The 3,165-nt window shown below is 73.3% G+C and carries 4 protein-coding genes; 1 reads left to right on the top strand and 3 read right to left on the bottom strand.

Going from position 1 to position 3,165, the window contains the following annotated elements:
* Nucleotides 1-753, top strand: a 753-nt coding sequence (locus tag P2P98_RS02040) for an aldolase/citrate lyase family protein (protein ID WP_275796704.1), incomplete at its 5' end; no start/stop codon positions are given.
* Between the two features lie 266 nt (nt 754-1,019).
* Here the strand turns inward: P2P98_RS02040 and P2P98_RS02045 are convergent.
* The 3 genes from P2P98_RS02045 to P2P98_RS02055 form a co-directional block, all read right to left on the bottom strand.
* Nucleotides 1,020-1,583 (bottom strand): DUF1992 domain-containing protein, encoded by a 564-nt coding sequence (locus P2P98_RS02045; RefSeq protein WP_275796706.1) that lies wholly within the window; start codon nt 1,581-1,583, stop codon nt 1,020-1,022.
* A gap of 202 nt (nt 1,584-1,785) precedes the next feature.
* Complete coding sequence (locus P2P98_RS02050) at nt 1,786-2,697, bottom strand: oxygenase MpaB family protein (protein ID WP_275796708.1); 912 nt, start codon at nt 2,695-2,697, stop codon at nt 1,786-1,788.
* Between the two features lie 59 nt (nt 2,698-2,756).
* Nucleotides 2,757-3,165, bottom strand: a 409-nt coding sequence (locus P2P98_RS02055) for a hypothetical protein (RefSeq protein WP_275796710.1), incomplete at its 5' end; no start/stop codon positions are given.

The following is a 3,165-nucleotide window of genomic DNA, read 5'->3' on the forward strand; positions in this document are numbered from 1 at the left end:
ATGCTCCGTTCGCCTCTCGCCGGCCACCTCGAGACCGCGGCCGACGTGCTCGTGCTCGACCTCGAAGACGGCCTCCCCGCCGGCCGCAAGGGCGAGGGACGCGACCGTGCACGTCGAGCGGCGGCTCACGCTCCGGTCTGGCTGCGCATCAGCGCCGCCGGTACCCACGACGGAGAAGACGACCTCGCCCTCGGCCGCGAGCTCGACGACAGCCTCGCCGGTGTCGTGCTCGCGATGTGCGCGGGTCCGGCCGATGTCGCCCACGTCGCGGCATCCCTCCCCTCCGGCGTCTCGATCGTCGCGATGGTCGAGTCGGCCGCGGCCCTGCTCGCCGCCCCCGCGATCGCCGCGCACCCCGCCACGCGCCGCCTCGCCTTCGGCACGGGAGACTTCCGCCGCGACACCGGCATGTCGGCCGACCGACTCGCCCTTTCGTGGCCGCGCGCGCAGCTCGTCGTCGCTTCGGCAGCGGCGGGGATCGCCGGTCCCATCGACGGACCGTGCGGTCCCGTCGACCACGCTCGGGATGCCGCGCTCCACGCCGTCGCGATGGGCTTCACCGGCACTCTCGCGCTGCAGGATGCCGCCGTCCCCGGCGCTCACGCCGGCTTCACGCCCGCAGCCGACGAGGTCGACCGCGCGAGGGCGCTGCTGTCGGCGTCGCCCGACGGTCCGGTCGACGGCTCGTACGCCCCGACACTCGCTCGCGCTCGCGCGCTGGTGGAGCGGGCGGAGGCGCTCGCCGCGCTGTAGCCCGCCCCCAGGTCCCTGAGCTTGTCGAAGGACCCGCGGGTTCCGGTGGCTTCGACGGGCTCAGCCACCTTGGTTCCGAGGTCCCTGAGCTTGTTGAAGGGCCGGTCTCATCGCACGGGTTCCGGTGGCTTCGACAGGCTCAGCCACCGTGGTTCCGAGGTCCCTGAGCTTGTCGAAGGGCCCGGTACCCTTGCGGTTTCCGGTGGCTTCGACGGGCTCAGCCACCTGGCGTGAGGTCCTGAGCGCGCCCGGAGGCTGCAACAGGCTCAGCCACCTGCGCCGGAGCGCCGGAACCACCGCCGCCGCGCCACCGGCGCGACCGCCGCCGCTTCCTCCCGCGCACGCCGCCGCTCCGCCCAGGCCGCCACCTCGGCTTCGACGTCGACGGTCGGCGTCACCACGGGCGGCCCGCCCTGCAGCTGACGACGCGCCTCGATGACGCGCCGGTTGAAGTCGTGCAGCGCCTCACGGACGTCGGGCTCTCGGGCGATGGCATCCATTCGCTCGGCGCGCTCGGCGTACTCGACGCGCAGCGTCAGGGCGGGCGGACCGAGACCGGTGAGCTGCTCCGCCTCGATCTTGCGCCGGATCCACCAGTCGGGGTCGTGCGTCCCGCCCAGGTCGGGGAGGGGTTTGCCGGCTCCGGGCAGGTTGTCGAACTCTCCGCGGCGGATCGCCTGCTGGATCGAGGTTTCGACGTACGCGGCCCGCTCCGCCGCGGTCGACCCGCGCTGCGGCCCATTCGCCGCGGGTTCGGGCTCGAGTCCGCTCGCACGCAGCTCGCGGTCGAGTCGGTAGCGCTCGGCCGACTGGCGTGGGTCGTCGCTCATGGGCACCTCCGGTCCTTCCAGGCTACGACGGCGCGGTGGGCCCGGGGCCGGCGCGCGGCAGTGTGAGCTCGGGCCGGTGCGGCGTGCCGAACTCCGGAGAAATGGATGCCACAGCCCCCAAACCGCAGCCCACACCGGGCCCAACCGACGAAAACTCCGGAGTGCGGCACGCCTCGGGCCGGACACGAAACCGGGCCCCGCCTCACATTCCCAGACGCCGCAACCTCTGCCGCGCCATATCTTGCGCGCGCGGACCCGACCCGAGAGCCCGCTCGGTCACCCGCAGAATGACGCGCGTCACGCTCAGCACGGGCAGCGGCCACCGCCGCACGCCGAGCATCGCGCGGTACCGGTGGGGGATCGTCGCCACCGCCGCCGCGAACAGCACGCGGTAGGCGAGTCCCATCGCGCCGGGGAACGGGGGCTTACGGAGAAACCGCACCACATCGTCGACCCGCTCGCCGCCCCGCAGCTCACCGCGTTCGTAGAAGCCGTCGATCTCGGCCCGCAGCGCCGCGCGTGTGAGCGGCGGATCGACGACCCGCATGAGTCGACCCGCGGTCGCCCAGTCGGCGACGTACGCGTCCGCTCCGCCGGGGATCGCCTTCCGAGACACCTCGTGTCCCGACAGGAACGCGTCGGTGAAGGCGAGATGCACCCAGCGCACGAGGTCGGGCGCCTCGGCGGAGTACGCGCGCTCGCTTCCATCCCCGGCGCGGTACTCGCCCTTCACGCGCTGGTGGAACCGGCCGACGCGTGCGGTCTCGGCATCCGCCTGTGTCCGTGAACCGTAGGTGAGCGTGATGACCCAGCGGACGGTGCCGGTGAGACGCCCGATCGGATCCTCGCGGTACCGCGACCAGTCGTGCACCCCGGCGAGAGCACCCGGGTGCAGGGCCTGGAGCAGAAGGGCACGGATGCCGGCGACCAGGGTCCCCATTCCGGCATGGACCGTCCACGCGGGACCGTTCTCGACGAAGTACCCGGCGTCATCGCCCTCGGCGATCGCCCGCACGTAGGGGGCCATGCCGGTCGGGTGTCCGGCGAGGGCGACGAGCAGCTTTCCCCGCAGCGACGCGATCCAGTCGGGAACGGGGGAGGGGGAGTCGCTCACCTCTCCAGCGTGCCACCGCCGCGCACGACGGGCGCCGAGGTGTCGCGGCATCGAGAGAGTCAGTGTCCCTCGTGCGAGATGACCGGCACCGTGCCGTCGTCGCGCAGCAGGACGGCGTTCTGCGTCGCACCGAGCGCGGGAGTCACGACGACCGCGATCACCGCGGCGGCGACCAGCAGGCCCACGACGCTCATGGGCTGCGCGGTCCGCTCGGGATGAGCGACGCGGCGCCGACGGCGCAGGTGCACCGCGGCGCTCGCGCCGACGATGACGAAAAGAAGGGATGCCGCGGCCACCGCGAGAACACTGGTGTGCGCCGGAACCACGAACAGCAGGGCTGTCGCGCCGACGATCGCGGCGAGGCTGCCGCCGAGTACGAGGGCGGGGACGACGAGACGTCCCGCCCAGAGGACGACGCCACCCCACCCCAGGGCGGCGAGCCCGAGGGCAACCAGGCCGGTTCCGAGG

The organism is Microbacterium sp. Kw_RZR3 (genome assembly GCF_029222405.1).
Lineage (GTDB): Bacteria > Actinomycetota > Actinomycetes > Actinomycetales > Microbacteriaceae > Microbacterium.

Bases quoted from the DNA above. Each gene is read 5' to 3' on its own strand.
- P2P98_RS02045 (WP_275796706.1), bottom strand. From the start codon at position 1,583: ATGAGCGACGACCCACGCCAGTCGGCCGAGCGCTACCGACTCGACCGC.